Raw genomic sequence first — 13,880 nt, 5'->3', positions numbered from 1 at the left:
CTAATCTATTGCTATCCGCGTAGTCGAGACATCCCACCGGCGCAATACGAACGATCGCCATCACATCGACTGCCACTGCAAGAGGAGCTTCGCATGGCCGAAACACAAGAACTCGTTGTCGTAATGACACATGGGCCTGAAGACGAGCAAACCTCGGTCGCCTTCACCGTCGCCAACGGCGCCATGACAGCCGACCTGTCCGTCTCCGTCTTCCTGACTGGTTCGGCCGTCGACATCGTTCGCCGCGGCGCCGCAGACCATGCACACTTTCAGCCGCTTGAGCCCTTGAACTCGCTGGTCAACGATTTCCTCGCACGCGGTGGCACGCTTTGGGCATGCACTCCCTGCGTCAAAGCCCGCGGCTATGGCGAGAGCGACTTGCTCGCAGGCGTGATTGTCACGGGGGCGAGCGCGATGCACGAGCGCATCAAGGCCGGTGCCGCGACGCTGAGCTTCTGACCCGGGGCACCGACAACCTCTGCCGGTGTCGAACCTGCGAACCGCAGCACGCGCGGTCAGCACTCGCTGCCGTCGAGAAGGCCACGCGCGATGCCACGCTTCCAGAGATTCGGGCGGATAGCCGTCGTAACTGCCACCGCCCGCCGGCCTTCGGCCGATCGAACAGTAGCAGCGCTGATATGCCACCGGCGCGCGTGGCATCACCCGGCGGCCGGCGCTCACACCCGCCAGCCAAGCACCTGATAGCCAAACACAGCCAGCACAATGGCGATGCCGGCAACGACGAGACCCACGCCCTGCCGGCGCCGTGTGGTCTTCGCGGCGGCGTAGCGGGAATCGAATTCAGCATCGTGAAACTCCGGATCCTGGCGGAAGCTCTCGACCGCGCCGAGTCGGTCCGCCTTCTGCATGATCCAGGGCAGTGCCTCCCAGCGCTGCGGATGAGTCCGGCGCAGCCAGAAAGCCAGATCGCGGATCCTGCGGTCTTCGTTGAACTTGAGCACGGTGACATAGCCGGCCGCGAATACCGCGATCAGCACCAAGCCTTGCAGCATCACGCCGCCATTCACACCCGGTCCTCCCCTATCGTTACGCGACACCGTCGCTATACTGCGCAGCATGTCCAAGGTCCTCGCGGTCGGCAACCTGAAGGGTGGAACCGGCAAGACCACGCTGGCCGTCAATCTTGCCTGCGCCTACGCGCGCCGGCGGCGCGTGGCGCTCGTCGACTCCGACAGCCAGGGCGCGGCGGCCGCTTGGACCGGTACGGGCAAGTCGCCGCTGGCCGCGCGGCACCTTCCGCTTGACGCCAAGCACGGCGGCGTCACGGATACGGAGGACCGCCGCCGCGACTGGGTGGCGGAGATGCTGTCCCTGCGGACGGGCCACGATCTCGTCGTCCTCGACCTGCCGCCGCAGTTCGAGGACAGTGTCGCAGGCGCCCTTGCGCTGGCCGACCTGCTGGTTGTGCCGGTGACGCCCGGCGGGGCCGAACTGGCGGCCACGCGGCGGGCAAGGCAAGTCCTGGAACGCGCCCGCGCCGCGCGGCCGTCACGCGCGCTCGACTGCGTTCTCGTGCCGAATCGGGTCGACCGGCGCACCGCCATCGGCCGGGCCCTGACCCACACCCTCGGCGACCTTGGCGAAAGCGTCGGCCCGGCCCTGCGCCAGCGCGCTGATCAGATGAGCGCCTATACCTCGGGCACCTGGGTGGGCGGACATGCGCCCGATTCGGAGGCTCACAAGGAGATCGAGGCGCTGGCGAGGTTCCTCGCCGAACGCCTCTGGTCTCCGTCGTCCTCGTAAGTGGCTCACCCTGGCAAGTCGCGACAAGTTACTCCGCGGCCGGCGAGCCTTCCGCCTCTTTCTTCGCGCCGGCCTTTTCCGCCGCCTGCTTGTTGGCGTCGGTCATGACGATAACCGGCTCCATCTGCTTCAACTCGTCGAGCGGGATATGACAGGCGACCTGATGGCCCGGCGTCGGCTCCACCACCGGCGGCGCTTCGGTTTCGCACACCCTGCCGATCTTGCGCGGGCAGCGCGTGTGGAACACGCAACCCTTCGGCGGGTTCATCACGCTGGGCAGATTCCCTTCCAGGATGATCCGCTTCTTTTCGATCGAGGTGTCCGCAATCGGCACGGCGGATAGCAGCGCCTCGGTATACGGGTGGTACGGCGGCGCGAAGACCTCGTCCGTCGTACCCTGCTCCACGATATGGCCCAGGTACATCACCACCACGCGGTCCGCCAGATAACGCACCAGGCTGAGGTCATGGCTGATAAACAGGAGTGTCGTGCGGTAGGTGCGCTGGATCTCCATCAAGAGCCCGGTCACCGCCGCCGCCACCGAGACGTCGAGAGCCGACACCGGCTCGTCCGCAACGACCATCGAGGGGCGCCCTGCGAACGCGCGGGCGATGCCGATGCGCTGCTTCTGACCGCCGGAGAGCTGACGCGGCCGACGGTGGGCAAAATCACGTGGCAGCTTCACCAGGTCCAGAAGCTCCAGCACCCGCTGCTCGACCTTCGACTTGTCCTTCTCCACGCCGAACTTGCGGATCACGCGGGCGATCTGACCACCCACGGAGTGGCTGGGGTTCAGCGTGTCGAAGGGGTTCTGGAAAATCATCTGCAGCGAGCCGAGCTGCTTCGGGCTGCGGTCGTGTACTGACTTCTCGGCCAGTTCGTCGCCGTTGAAGTTGACCGTGCCGTCGGTCGCGGTCTCCAGGCCCATCAGCACCTTGGCGAAGGTCGACTTGCCGCAGCCCGACTCCCCGACGATGGCGACGGTCTGGGCCTCGCGCGCATCCATGTTGATGCGCTCGTTCGCCTTCACGTACTTGACGCGATTGCCCTTGATCATGGCGGCGATGGAGTTGTCGGTGAGTTCGTAGTACTTCCGCATTCCATCGACGTGCAGGACCCTGTCGCCGAACTCGCTCTGTTCGGTGGAGACACCTTCCGGACGATACGACGCCCAGTCGATCTCGTTCCAGCGAAGGCAGCGCACCTTGTGGCCCTGCTCGCCCGCCACGTTGTGCATGGCGATGGTGTCGGCATCGCAGCGTCCGGCCTGGAAGAAGTCGCAACGCGGCCCGAAGTTGCAGCCCCTGGGTCGCTCGTGCGGCAGCGGCAATTGCCCGCGGATCGGCACCAGCGGCCGCTCGTTCTTGTCGGCGCCGGGCAGCGGGATGCACCCGAACAACCCCTTCGTGTAGGGGTGACGCATCCGGTCGAACACCTCCTTCACCGTGCCGGTCTCCACGGCCTCGCCCGAGTACATCACGTTCACCCGGTCGCAGGTTTCGAGGATCAGGCCCAGGTTGTGGGAGATGTAGACCATCGAGGTGTCGTACTTCTCGGCAATCTGGCCGATCAGTTCGACGATGCCGGCCTCCACCGTGACGTCCAGCGCCGTCGTCGGCTCGTCCAGCAGCAGCAGGGTGGGATTGGACAACAGCGCCATCGCGATGACCACGCGCTGCTGCTGGCCGCCGGAGATCTGATGCGGATAGGAGGCCATGACGCGTTCCGGGTCGGGCAGATTGACGTCCGCCAGGATCTGTACCGCCCGGTCGTAGGCCTCTTTCTCACTGATCCGCTCGTGGCAGATCGGTACTTCCACAAGCTGCCGGCCCAGCGTCAGGCTCGGGTTCAGCGAGGCCATCGGCTCCTGATAGACCATCGCGATCTCGGAGCCGCGGAGCTGCCGGAGCTCTTCCTCCGACATCTCCGCCATGTCCCGGCCCTTGTAGAGGATCTGACCACCGACAATGGCCCCGTTGGAGCCGAGGTAACGCATGATCGCCATCGCCACCGTCGACTTGCCGCAGCCGGATTCCCCCACGAGACCGATGCTGCCCCCGCGGTGGAGCGTCATGTTGAAGTCCACCACCGCGGGAATCTCGCCGGCCCGCGTGAAGTAGGAGAGGCAAAGGTCCTTGCACTCCAAGATGGGCGTTTCGCCGCCCGAACCATTGGTCGTCATCGCGACCTCCTAGTCACGCAGGGATATCTCGCGCAGTCCATCCGCTACCAAGTTGAACCCAAGCACCAGCGAGGAGATCGCAATGCAGGGGAACACCGCCATGTGCGGGAAGGTCATGGCAAGCTGACGGGTCTCGTTGATCATCCCGCCCCAGTCCGGGTCCGGGGGCGGCAGTCCCAGGCCAAGGAAGCCGAGAACGCCGATGGTGATGATCACGTAACCCAACCTGAGGCAGGCGTCGACGATGATCGGCCCGCGCGCGTTCGGCAGAATCTCGATGAACATGATGTAGAGCCCGCTTTCCCCGCGCGTCTGCGCGGCGGCCACGTACTCACGGTTACGCAGGTCCAGCACCAGCCCCCGGACGATACGCATGATGCCCGGCGCGCTGGCGAAGGTGATGGCGATCAGGATGTTCACCGCCGAGGCGCCGATCGTGGCGATGATGATCACGTAAAGCACCAGCACCGGGAAGCTTAGGATGACGTTGGCGATGAACGACAGCACGTCGTCCCAGCGACCGCGCAGGTAACCGGCGGCCAGCCCCATGGGAATGCCGACGATGTAGGCGCAGAGCGTGGCCAGCGGCGCCAGGATCAACACCCGCCGTGAGCCGTGGATGATCCGCGAGAGGATGTCCCGGCCCAGGTGATCCGTCCCCAGCAGGAACATATTGCCGCTTGCGTCCGTGTCGCCCGGGAACATCATGGGCGAGATCGTCGCGTTCGGCGGGTACGGGGCAAGCACGTCCGCGAAAAGTGCCAGCACCGCCCAGAACACGATGATCGCAACCCCCACGATCCCGACCGGGCTTTCGCGCAACAATCCGATGGATCGGAACATGCGCCACGCCTTCGAGGGCGGCTTCGGCATGCTGACTGTTTGTTCTGCCATGACGAATGCCCTCTAGCTGAAGCGGATCCGCGGGTTCAGGTAGGTGTAGCCGACGTCGGCCGCGAACTGCGTGCCGACGGCCACGAACACGGCAACCATGGCGCATGCCTCGATCAGGAAGATGTCCTGGTTCAGCGAAGCCTCCAGCAGCAGTGCCCCGAAGCCCTTGTATGCAAAGAAGAACTCCACAACGATCACGCCCGAGAGCAGCCAGTTGATCTGCAGCATGATCACTGTGAACGGCGCGATGAGCGCGTTACGCAGCGCATGCTTCAGGATCACCGAACGATACGGCAAGCCCTTTAAAACGGCCGTGCGGATATAATTGGTGAGCATCACCTCGGCCATTGAGGCGCGTGTCATTCGCGCCACGTAGCCGAAGTCGTAAAGCACCAACACCATGACCGGCAGCACGAGTTGCGCGAGGTCGAAGCCACTCGCCATCCCGCTCGTGCCCGGCAACAGACCCAGGTAGAAGACGAAGATCGCCGACAACAGCACGGCGCTGGCGAACTCGGGAATCGAGGTGAAGACGATGGAGCCAACCGAGATCGAGCGGTCCAGCTTCGAGCCTTCCTTCATTCCCGCCAGCACACCCAGCGTCAACGACAGCGGCACTACGACGACCATAACGGCAAACCCCAGGATTGCCGTGTTCCACAGCCGCGGCCACAGAACGTCGCCGACCGGCACCTTGAAGCGGGTCGATTCCCCGAAATTGCCGATGATGAAATCGCCAAGCCACCGGAAATAGCGGATGTGGATGGGATCGAAGTAGCCGTGCGCCTCAAGCCAGAGGCGGCGCTGCTCTTCCGAGGAATAGGGCCCCAGCACCTTGGTCGCGACGTTGCCGGGTGTGAGTTCCAAAAGGATGAACAGTAGGATCGAAACCACGATCATGGTCAGCGCCATGGTCCCGACCCGTCGCGTTACGAATAAAAGCATGACCTAGCGTATCTCCCATCCCGCCCAGGGACTGGCTAGCGGGCCGGCCGCGGGGCGATGAAAATACCCCGCGGCCGCCGTCGGCATTACTTGTCCAGCCAGACGTTCTGGAACTGATGGTACTGGGTTGGGTGGGTAGCGAAACCCTTCACGTAATCGCGGGTCGCGACGTACTGGCTGCGCCAGAACGGCTGCGAGATCACGTGATCGCCCTGCAGGATGGCCTCGACTTCTTCCATCTTCTTGCGGCGCTCGTTCGGATCGAGGATGCCGTTTGCTTCGTCCAGGGCCTTGTCGAACTCCGGATTGGCATAGTTGCTCTCATTCCACGCCTGGCCAGAGCGATAGGCTAGGTTCAGCACCATCACGCCCAGCGGCCTGTGCGTCCAGGACGTCAGGCCGAACGGCGTGGTCGTCCAAATCTCCCAGTATTGTGCGGCCGGCATGGTGTTGATCTTCAGGTTGATGCCCGACGGCGCGAGCTGCTCCTTCATGGCCTGCACGGTGGCAAGCTCCCACGGACCCTGGGTCTGGCCAACGTCGATCTGGATGTCGATGCCGTCGGGATAGCCAGCCTCCTTGAGAAGCTGCTTCGCCTTCTCGTGGTCCTGTTTGCGCCAGGGAATCTCGGCGTATTCAGGATGCATCGGGCCGACGTGATGGTTCTCTGCGGTGACGCCGCGGCCGCGATAGCCGAGTTCCAGCAGCTTCTGGTGGTCGAGCGATACCGTCACCGCCTCGCGAACACGCGGATCGTCGAACGGCTTCTTGTCCACCTGCATGCGGCAGATGCCCGTGCGCGCGGTATTCACGGAATGGATAGTAACACCCGGCATCCGCTCGACCACATCGAGTTGTGTGACATCGACCTCGAAGATGCCATCCACCTGATCAGAGGCGATAGCCGCCATCATCGCCGAGCGGTCCGAGCCGGTATCGATGTAGTGGATACCATCCAGGTAGGGTTCGTCACCCCAGTAGCCGTGCGGATCGGTACGGCGCACCAGCTTCGCTTCCTCGCCGACAGAGAAGGCCGCAAGCTCATACGGTCCGGTGCCGATCGGGTTCTTGGACAGGTCGCCGCCCATCTCGTCAAACTTCCGATGCACGATTCCGGTCGGGTAGTTGTACAGGTTCTCCGGAATCGACAAATTCGGTGTGCTGAGGTGGAGACGCACCGTATGGCTGTCCACCTTCTCGACCGCGCCCTCGCGCATGCGCTGCTGCTTGACGGTCTCGCCCGCGTCGTTCGTCGTCTCAACCGTCTCCGTCAGGCCGGAGAACAGGCTGAGGTTGGACGAGCCGATCTTCGGGTCCAGCCAGCGCTTGAAGTTGTAGACGACATCGTCGGCGTTGAAGTCATCGCCGTTCGACCACTTCACGCCCTTGCGCAGCTTGAACGTCCAGGTCTTGAGATCATCGGACGCCTCCCAGCTTTCCGCCAGATAGGGCACGGTGACGTTGTCGGGCTTGGTGCGGGTCAGGTACTCGACCATCCAGCGCGAGACATTGGACTTCTGCGTCCAGTCATAGGTCGCCGGGTCGGTGATCTCCTGCACCTCCATCGCGAAGCGCAGGATACCGCCCTTCTTTGGCGTCTCCGCCGCGGCTTCCGGGATCAGGCTCTGGCCCGTCGCCCGGCCGGCGAAGGCGTAGGCCGCCGACGCCGAGACGCCCAGAAGCGTCGCGGTGCGCAGGAATTCGCGGCGATCCACTTCGCCCTTGACGAACTTGTCGGCAAGTTCCGGCACATAGCTGTGCGCGTGCTTTCCATCCGGTTTCTTGAGGATGGCCTCGAGATCTTTTTTCATTCTACGGCTCCCTGACACAATTCGGACCGGTGAAGCGGCCTTTTGGCCGTTATTTGGAGAAAACGACGAGACACGGACTGTCGTCGTCACAGCCGCCGAATAGGCGACAGCACCGAAGTTCGCACATTACGACCGAATTCGCCGATGCCACGCGCAGACGCCAGAAGCTGCCTGTCCTGTCGCCAGTCGTCTAGGTATTGCACGGCATTTCCGATGGACGTCTTGTCCGACGCCTCGCACTCTCCCGCTTTCCCCGTGACCCCGCTTCAGCGGGGATATTGATGCCTGCCCTGTTGCAGTTCGTTGATAGCAACTTTGCTTTATTTTTGATGTTATCAGACTTTGACTCGGAGCGTCACCAGCAAGTTTCCCGCGTCCGACCGCCACTGTCCCACGTGCGACGCGCACTTGCATGAAACCCACGTATACAGTCCATTGAAATTCGCGTCAGTGGCTATCGGGTTCGGTGTGAATCCGAACCTCGCTGGTCAAGGTGCGGTGAACGGGGCATTTGTCGGCGATCTCGAGAAGGCGTTTGCGTTGCGTCTCGTCGAGTGCGCCATCGAAGGCGATTCGGCGATGGATGACGTCGACCTTGCCCTCCCGCGTCTCGCAATCGGCGCAATCGTCGGCATGGATCTTGTCGTGGGTCAGGCGCACGGTGACGCGCTCGACCGGCCAACCCTTCCGCTCGGCGTAAAGACGCACGGTCATCGCGCTGCACGCGCCCAGCCCCGCAAGTAGATAGTCATAGGGCGACGGGCCCGTATCGGTGCCGCCGACCTCCACCGGCTCGTCGGCGCGCAGGCGGTGCCGGCCGGCGACAACGGCATTGGTGAAGCGCCCCTCCCCGGTTTCCTGCACGACGACGCCGCCTTCCATCGCCGGCGGCACCTCCGTCCGGCGTTCCGCCGGCGGCACCTCGATGTAGCGTGCGGCCCAGGCACCCAGCACCTGCGCGACATAGCTCGCATCGGCCTTGCGGCTCAACAGGTGGTCGGCATCGTCCAGGGACACAAAGCTCTTCGGGTGCTTCGCCGCCGTGAAGATGTGCGTGGCGTTGTCGATGCCGACGATAGCGTCGCGCGGCCCGTGGAACACCATCAGCGCCTTGCGAAGGCCGCCCAGGGCATCGTCGAGCGACTGCACCTGGATATCGTCGAGGAACTGTTTGCGTATCCTGAACTTGCGGCCGGCCAGATCGACCTCGGCCTCCCCCTCGCTCTCGATCGCGGCACGCTCGGCGGTGAACAGCTTGCCCACGTGCTCGGGGTCAGCCGGAGCCGCGATGGTCGCCACGGCCCTGGCTTCCGGCATCTTGGGCGCCGCTGCAATCACGGCCGCGCCGCCCAGGCTGTGGCCGATCAGAAGCTGCGGCGCCGCATATTCCCGGCGCAGATGGTCCGCCGCCGCGACAAGATCGGCCACGTTGGAGGAGAAGTTCGTGTTCGCGAACTCACCGTCACTGTGGCCCAGGCCGGTGAAATCGAACCGCAGGACGGCGATGCCTCGCTCGGCAAGGGTTGTGGCGATGCGCTGGGCGGCGAAGACGTCCTTGCCGCAGGTGAAGCAATGCGCGAACAGGGCATAGGCTGCCGGCTCCACCTCGGGGCGATCGAGACGCGCGGCCAGGCCATGGCCCTGGCTCCCTGGAAAAGTCAGCTTCTCGGATTTGACGGTCATGGCGGCGGTTCTCCTTGGCGCGGCCCGTCGAGGCGACGATGGCAGTGAAACGCTCCAACATCGTATGTACAACAACGCGCGTGCCAATGATGTTGTTCAGCCCCGCCCCGCCCTGCGGCGGGGCGGTATCAGGCCCGGAGGCCCAAAATGCCGAGAAGCGGTCCGCTGAAAAACCAAGACGTACCTGAAGACGTGGAGATCATCGAATCCGATACCCCTTTCCAGGGTTATTTCCGCATCGACCGCTATCGCCTTCGCCATCGCCGGCATGACGGCGGCTGGACGGGCGAGATAGGCCGCGAGATCTTCGAGCGCGGCGACGCGGTGGCGGTCGTCCCCTACGACCCGGTTCGCGACGAGGTCGTGCTGCTGGAGCAGTTCCGTATCGGCGCCCTGGCCGCCGGTAAGGCGCCGTGGCAGATCGAAATCGTTGCCGGCATCGTCGAGGCCGGCGAGGCGCCGGAAGATGTGGCAACGCGGGAGACGCACGAAGAATCGGGCCACGAGTTGCAAGAGCTGATCGAGCTTTATCACTATCTCGTGAGTCCCGGCGGGACGAGCGAAACGGTGCGCGTCTATTGCGGGATCGTCGACAGCTCCGAGGCAGGCGGCACCCACGGCCTCGACGAAGAGGAAGAGGACATCCGCGTTTTCGCGGTTTCCTTCGATGAAGCATGGCAGATGGTCGAGGATGGCCGTATCGACAACGCCCCCAGCCTGATCGGATTGCAGTGGCTGGCGCTCAATCGAGAGCGTTTGCGCGCGCGTTTCGCCACGGTCTGAACGCGGGGGAAACGCTGCACGCGAGACTGACCGCCGGATGCTTGTGTGGCGCGCAGCGGGCGTCTAGTCTCACGGCCAACCTGTCTGTGATAACCAGTATAACCAGCGAAGAATCCCATGGAGTTCCGCGACGGCTTTGTCGGTACGATCGGTCGTACCCCCCTTATCCGCCTGAACCGCGCCTCGGAGGAGACCGGGTGCGAGATCTACGGCAAGGCGGAGTTTCTCAACCCCGGTGGCTCGGTGAAAGACCGCGCGGCCTGGGCCATCGTGAAGGATGCCGAGGAGCGCGGCGCGCTTCGCAAGGACGGTGTCATCGTCGAGGGAACGGCCGGTAACACCGGTATCGGCCTCGCCCTCGTCGGCAATGCGCGCGGGTATCGCACGGTCATCGTGATCCCCGAGACGCAGAGCCAGGAAAAGAAGGATATGCTGCGGATCTGCGGCGCCGAGCTGCGCGAGGTACCGGCGGTGCCGTATAAGGATCCGAACAACTATGTCCACGTTTCCGGACGGCTGGCCGAAGAACTCGCCGCAAGCGACCCGAACGGCGCCATCTGGGCCCAGCAATTCGATAATCAGGCCAACCGCCGGGGCCACTTCGAAACCACCGGTCCGGAGATCTGGGAGCAGACCGACGGCAAGGTCGATGGCTTCATCTGCGCGGTTGGTACCGGCGGAACGCTGGCTGGCGTGGCAATGGCCCTTCGCGAGCGCAATCCCGGCATCAAGATCGGCCTCGCAGATCCACCGGGCGCCGGACTCTACAACTACTACAAGTACGGTGAGCTGAAGGGCGAAGGCAGCTCGATCACCGAGGGCATCGGACAGAACCGGATCACGGGCAATCTGGAAGGCCTTTCGGTCGATTTCCCGTATCAGGTCCGCGACGAGGAGAGCCTGCCCGTCGTCTTCGACATGCTACAGCATGAAGGCCTGCTTCTGGGCGCGTCGAGCGGTGTCAACGTCGCCGGAGCGATCCGTATGGCCAGGGACCTGGGCCCCGGGCACACCATCGTTACCATCTTGTGCGACTGGGGTACGCGCTATACAAGTCGGCTTTACAATCCTGCATTCCTGCACGAGAAAGGCCTGCCTGCCCCGCAGTGGCTGGAAGCGGCCGAGTAGACGAGCAAGGGGGGTCCGGCCAATGGAGCTGGTGTTTCGCGACGATCCCTACGCCGAGAGCTGCGAGGCGGAGGTCGTCGATGCAAGTCCCGACGGCATCCGCCTGACGCGCACAGTGTTCTATCCGATGGGCGGCGGGCAGCCGGGTGACACCGGCCGGCTGATCTGGGACGGCGGCAGCGTCGAGATCGGCGATGCCCGCAAGGGCGACAGCCATGACGAGGTATTGCACATCCCGGCGGAGGGTGTGGATCTTCCCGCCCCCGGCACCCGGGTGACCGCGCGGATCGACTGGGAACGCAGGCACCGCTTGATGCGCATGCACACGACGATGCACTTGCTGTGCAGCCTGCTTGAAGGCGACGTGACCGGCGGGCAGGTCGGCGAAAGCAAAAGCCGGCTGGATTTCAACGTCGCCGGCGATCAGATCGACAAGGAAGTCCTGACGCAGCGTCTGAACGAGCTTGTTCGGCAGGATCGCGCCGTCCGCAGCCGATGGGTGGACGACGCCGAGTTGGACACCAATCCGGGCCTTGTGCGGACGATGTCGGTGAAGCCGCCGAGGGGAAGCGGCAAGGTCCGCCTGATCGAGATCGACGGCGTGGACCTGCAACCCTGCGGCGGCACGCACGTCCGCTCGACCGGCGAGATCGGCCCCGTGCGCATTGGCAAGGTCGAGAACAAGGGGCGGCAGAACCGCCGCATCAACATCCATCTGTCCGAATAGTTTCAACGGTAACCGGTCCGCTCAGATGCCTCGATACAACACGGATGCCCTCGTCAGCACCGAATGGCTTGCCGACCACCTGCGCTCGCCCGACGTGCGGATCGTGGATGCAACCTACTACCTGCCCCACGAGGGTAAGAACGGCCGCGAGGAGTTCGAGCGCGCGCACATTCCGGGTGCGGTATTCTTCGACATCGACGATATCGCGGACACCGGCAGCGAGCTGCCGCACATGGTGCCCTCGGCGGAGAAATTCTCGTCCAAGGTCCGGAAGCTGGGCCTGGGCGACGGCAGCCGCATCGTGGTGTACGACCAGAAGGGGATCGCTTCGTCACCGCGGGCATGGTGGATGTTCCGCCTGTTCGGGCACCAGGACGTGACGGTGCTTGACGGCGGCCTGCCCAAATGGCTTGCCGAAAACCGCCCGACCGAGGAGGGTCCCGTGCAGGTCAGGGACGAACGCCACTTCACTGCACGCTTCAACCACACCATGCTGCGCGACGTCGATCAGATGCGGCGCAACCTTTCCAGTGGCCGCGATCAGGTGCTGGACGCCCGTTCGCCCAGCCGTTTCGAGGGATCCGAGGAACTCTGGCCCGGTCGTCGACTGGGCCATATTCCCGGAAGCCTCAACCTTCCCTTCAATGCACTTATCGATCCCGACACGCAGACGCTGAAGGCGCCGGAAGAGCTGGAGCGGCTATTCGATGAGGCCGGGGTACAGCCACGCAAGCCCGTCGTGACCACTTGCGGTTCCGGCTTGACGGCTGCGATCCTCGCGCTTGGCCTGCATGTGACCGGGCATCGCGATGTCGCGGTCTATGACGGCTCCTGGGCCGAATGGGGGCTGCCGGGCGATACGCCCGTCGAGACCGGGTCGCCAGGACGGTCGAGCGACTGACGTCAGGATGGGAGAGCGGCTTTGACAGCATCCGAGCCCACCGTGGATCTGACGATCCGCCCGGCCCGTGCCGAAGACGCCGAAACCCTGATCGACCTCTGGAACATCTGCGCGCTGACGCGGTGGTGGAACGACCCGCGCCAGGATTTCCAAAGGTTCACTGACTCCGCGAATGCCGATATCCTTGTCGGAGAAGACGACGGTCAGGTGGTCGCCGGCGTCTGCGTCGGCCATGATGGTCATCGCGGCTGGTACTACTACTTGGCAGTCCACCCAGGGTGCCGGAATCGTGGCTATGGCCGCCAGATCGTGCGCGCCGCCGAGTTGTGGCTGTCGGAGCGGGAGATTCCGAAAGCCCAGGCGATGATCCGCCAACAGAATCAGGAAGCCGCCGGCTTCTACGAAGCACTGGGTTACGGGCATGACGCGGTCGGCGTTGTCAGCCGCTGGCTCCGCGATCCGGGTCTGCCCCCGGACAGCAGCGTCTCCCCGGATTCCGAAGGCAACCTCGACGTCACGATCACCTATCTCGAGATGACCTCGCCGCCGCAGGACGCCCCGCCGCACCCGCCGGCGGGGCAGCGTGTCGCCTTGATGCGGGCGGAACGGCCACCAGTGTCGTTCTATCGGTTCCTTTACAACACTATCGGTGCGGCCTGGCTGTGGTGGGAGCGCCGGGCGCTCGATGACGAGGCGCTGGCCCGGGTGATCCAGGACGATCGGGTGGAGATCTACGTTCTCTATGTCGATGGCGTGCCGGCGGGCTACGCGGAACTTGATCGGCGCGCCGAGCCCGAGATCGATCTCGCCTACTTCGGTGTCATGCCCGAGTACATCGGACGCGGGTTCGGACGCTATCTGCTGGGCTCGGCGATCCACATGGCGTGGTCCTATGCACCGGAAAGGTTGACCGTCAACACCAATACGCTGGACCACCCCCGCGCCCTATCCCTTTACCAGAAGGCCGGCTTCACGCCTGTCGGACAGGAAAGCCGCACGATCATCGACCCCAGACTGACCGGGCTGATCCCGACGCGTTGATGGGCTGGCCCGGTGCGGACA

General features: G+C 64.2%; 13 protein-coding genes. 7 read left to right on the top strand and 6 right to left on the bottom strand.

Annotated features, from left to right (window positions below; all coding sequences use genetic code 11):
* Nucleotides 1-93 precede the first annotated feature (93 nt).
* Nucleotides 94-459 (top strand): DsrE family protein, encoded by a 366-nt coding sequence (locus DRB17_RS01720; protein WP_114580416.1) that lies wholly within the window; start codon nt 94-96, stop codon nt 457-459.
* A gap of 218 nt (nt 460-677) precedes the next feature.
* Here the strand turns inward: DRB17_RS01720 and DRB17_RS01715 are convergent, their stop codons facing one another.
* The gene (locus tag DRB17_RS01715) at nt 678-1,028 is read right to left on the bottom strand and encodes a hypothetical protein (protein WP_114580415.1); all 351 of its coding nucleotides are present in this window, start codon (nt 1,026-1,028) and stop codon (nt 678-680) included.
* 49 nt (nt 1,029-1,077) lie between these two features.
* Between DRB17_RS01715 and DRB17_RS01710 the strand changes: the two genes are divergently transcribed.
* A complete protein-coding gene (locus DRB17_RS01710) occupies nt 1,078-1,764 on the top strand; it encodes a ParA family protein (RefSeq protein WP_114580414.1) in 687 nt (228 codons plus the stop codon).
* 28 nt (nt 1,765-1,792) lie between these two features.
* Here DRB17_RS01710 and DRB17_RS01705 read toward each other — a convergent pair whose 3' ends face one another.
* The 5 genes from DRB17_RS01705 to DRB17_RS01685 all read right to left on the bottom strand — a co-directional run bounded on the left by DRB17_RS01705 (nt 1,793) and on the right by DRB17_RS01685 (nt 9,279).
* Complete coding sequence (locus DRB17_RS01705; RefSeq protein ID WP_114580413.1) at nt 1,793-3,946, bottom strand: dipeptide ABC transporter ATP-binding protein; 2,154 nt, start codon at nt 3,944-3,946, stop codon at nt 1,793-1,795.
* A gap of 9 nt (nt 3,947-3,955) precedes the next feature.
* Complete coding sequence (locus tag DRB17_RS01700; protein WP_241503711.1) at nt 3,956-4,840, bottom strand: ABC transporter permease; 885 nt, start codon at nt 4,838-4,840, stop codon at nt 3,956-3,958.
* Between the two features lie 12 nt (nt 4,841-4,852).
* Complete coding sequence (locus DRB17_RS01695) at nt 4,853-5,785, bottom strand: ABC transporter permease (RefSeq protein WP_114580412.1); 933 nt, start codon at nt 5,783-5,785, stop codon at nt 4,853-4,855.
* An 86-nt stretch (nt 5,786-5,871) separates the two neighbouring features.
* Nucleotides 5,872-7,596, bottom strand: coding sequence for an ABC transporter substrate-binding protein (locus DRB17_RS01690; RefSeq protein WP_206607748.1), 1,725 nt, complete (start codon nt 7,594-7,596; stop codon nt 5,872-5,874).
* Nucleotides 7,597-8,043: 447 nt separating this feature from the next.
* Nucleotides 8,044-9,279, bottom strand: a complete 1,236-nt coding sequence (locus tag DRB17_RS01685) for a bifunctional alpha/beta hydrolase/OsmC family protein (protein ID WP_114580411.1) — start codon at nt 9,277-9,279, stop codon at nt 8,044-8,046.
* 147 nt (nt 9,280-9,426) lie between these two features.
* Here DRB17_RS01685 and DRB17_RS01680 point away from each other — a divergent pair, with 147 nt between their 5' ends.
* From DRB17_RS01680 to DRB17_RS01660, 5 genes are all read left to right on the top strand, one after another.
* A complete protein-coding gene (locus tag DRB17_RS01680) occupies nt 9,427-10,062 on the top strand; it encodes an NUDIX domain-containing protein (RefSeq protein ID WP_114580410.1) in 636 nt (211 codons plus the stop codon).
* Between the two features lie 117 nt (nt 10,063-10,179).
* Nucleotides 10,180-11,190 (top strand): cysteine synthase A, encoded by a 1,011-nt coding sequence (locus DRB17_RS01675; RefSeq protein WP_114580409.1) that lies wholly within the window; start codon nt 10,180-10,182, stop codon nt 11,188-11,190.
* Nucleotides 11,191-11,212: 22 nt separating this feature from the next.
* Nucleotides 11,213-11,917, top strand: a complete 705-nt coding sequence (locus tag DRB17_RS01670) for an alanyl-tRNA editing protein (RefSeq protein ID WP_114580408.1) — start codon at nt 11,213-11,215, stop codon at nt 11,915-11,917.
* 25 nt (nt 11,918-11,942) lie between these two features.
* Nucleotides 11,943-12,818, top strand: a complete 876-nt coding sequence (gene sseA / locus DRB17_RS01665; RefSeq protein WP_114580407.1) for a 3-mercaptopyruvate sulfurtransferase — start codon at nt 11,943-11,945, stop codon at nt 12,816-12,818.
* A 21-nt stretch (nt 12,819-12,839) separates the two neighbouring features.
* Nucleotides 12,840-13,859 carry a GNAT family acetyltransferase gene (locus tag DRB17_RS01660; protein ID WP_241503710.1) on the top strand — a complete coding sequence of 340 codons (1,020 nt, stop codon included), beginning with the start codon at nt 12,840-12,842 and terminating at the stop codon, nt 13,857-13,859.
* Nucleotides 13,860-13,880 lie beyond the last annotated feature (21 nt).

It is taken from the genome of Ferruginivarius sediminum (assembly GCF_003344765.1).
In the GTDB taxonomy this organism is placed as follows: domain Bacteria; phylum Pseudomonadota; class Alphaproteobacteria; order Kiloniellales; family Rhodovibrionaceae; genus Ferruginivarius; species Ferruginivarius sediminum.
Note: the sequence above shows the minus strand (reverse complement) of the source record. Positions and strands in the feature narration are given on the sequence as shown.